2 protein-coding genes are annotated in these 1,688 nt (G+C 78.3%); both read left to right on the forward strand.

All coding sequences use genetic code 11. The annotated features are described in order from the left end of the window. Positions 1 to 216 (forward strand): hypothetical protein (locus tag MFF42_RS26050; RefSeq protein ID WP_238258851.1); only part of this gene is annotated, 216 nt, incomplete at its 5' end. Positions 217 to 422: 206 nt separating this feature from the next. Continuing rightward, positions 423 to 1,688: hypothetical protein (locus MFF42_RS26055; RefSeq protein ID WP_238258852.1), on the forward strand; the 1,266-nt coding region annotated here is incomplete at its 3' end.

The raw sequence follows: 1,688 nt of genomic DNA on the forward strand, positions 1-1,688 counted from the left end.
CTGCGCGACGGCCGCGCCCGGGTCTGCGTCGCCACCGATCCGGACGACCGCGGCTTCGCCGATGGCGCGGCGCTCGCCGCGCCGGAGGCGTGGACCCTGCTCGACGGCGCCTTCGACGACGCCAACGAGGACCTCGCCACCTTCGTCCGGCTCGCCCGCGAGACCGCGTCGCTGCCGGGCTCCTGGGCGTCCTGGGACACCGGCGAGGCGACCTGAGGCGCGCGCCGGTGCAGGGGATGCGGCACGGCCCGGGCGGCGCCGATTGTGGCTTGCTCCGTGGCCCGCACAATGGGGCGTGCGCCCGATTCCCGGGCGCCGTCCGCGGCCCGGATCGAAGCGCCCTGGATCCATCGCGCCGGCCTGGCGCGGTCCCGCGGCCTATCGCCCGGCCGGACGCTCGCGTTCCTGGGCATCCTCCGGCCATGCACCCCGCTCCCGTCGTCCCGGCCTCCCGCGCCGGAAGCAGCCCCACGCAAACGGACGCGGGAGAGCTCGCGACGGCGTGGCGAACCATCGCGACGCTCTCGCACCCGGCCACCCGGCACACGGTCGACGCGACGATGGAGAACCTGCACGCGGCGTTCGTGGCCGGCGGCATCCGGGCGACCCGGATCGCGGCCCTGAGGCGGGCGATCCGGAAGGATCTCCGGCAGGTCTGGGACGACGGGATCGTCCTCCCCCTGGCGCGGTCGCGCGCGGCGGCCGACCGCGCGCTCCTGCGCGCGCTCCCCGGGGCCTTCGCGCCGGCGGATCACGCGCAGGTGCGGGATGCCCTGCTCAGGGCCGCCCGCTGGATCCCCGAGGATGGCGCCTCCGCCCGCGCGCATGTCGAGCGCGCCCTCCGCTTCCTCGATTGCCTGCCGGCGGTCCTCCGGGCCTCCGACGAGCTGGAGGCGCTCGCGTTCACGGTCGCGCCGGAGGCGCGGCAGGCCGCGGCGCTGATGGCGGATGCCGGCGAGGCAAGCCGGGCGGCGCAGGCCGCCTCGGCCGGCCGGCGGCTGCGGGCGGCCCTGGCCAAGGGGCTGCCGCCGCTGGTCGAGGCCGTCGCGGATGCGCTCTACCGAGAGGCGCTGGGCGCGAGTGCCGGGCAGCGCTTCCGCCACGCCGCCGCGGTCCTCCGGGCGCTGCCGGCCCCCGGCGCCCGGAGGAGCGACCGCGACGGCCCGGCTTGGCGGCGGCGCCTCGCCGACGCGCTCGCGCGGGACATCGTCGACGCGGAGCTCGGCCCCGCCCTGGGTCGCCTGCTGCGCCGGCATCGGGGACTGGCGGTGGGTCCGGCGTCCTACGCCGCGGGCGAGGGACTCGACGGGGCGGTGGCGATCACCGTGACGCGCACCGCTGTCCGCCTCGTCCTGTCGGCCCGCTTCGACCTCCGGGCCGGCGGGATCGAGCTGTCCGTCGCGGCGGTCCTGCCGGGCGGCGGCGCGGCGCGGGTCTCCGACGCGGCGGCCGACACCCTGCTGGACGCCTCGGTCCCGGCCGAGCTCGACACCGCCGCGCACCGGGTCATGCGCCGGCTGACCCGGGGGGACGACCTGCCGGACCTGCCGCTGGGCCTGTCGGGGGAGGGGGACCTGGTCGTAGGCGGCCTGGCCGGGCGGGCGCCGCGCCCAGGCTTCCTGGAGCGGCTCGTCGCGTTCGACACCGGGAGCTCGAAATCGAACCTCGCGCTGATCGACTTCGTCGCC

Source organism: Methylorubrum podarium, from assembly GCF_022179745.1.
In the GTDB taxonomy this organism is placed as follows: domain Bacteria; phylum Pseudomonadota; class Alphaproteobacteria; order Rhizobiales; family Beijerinckiaceae; genus Methylobacterium; species Methylobacterium podarium.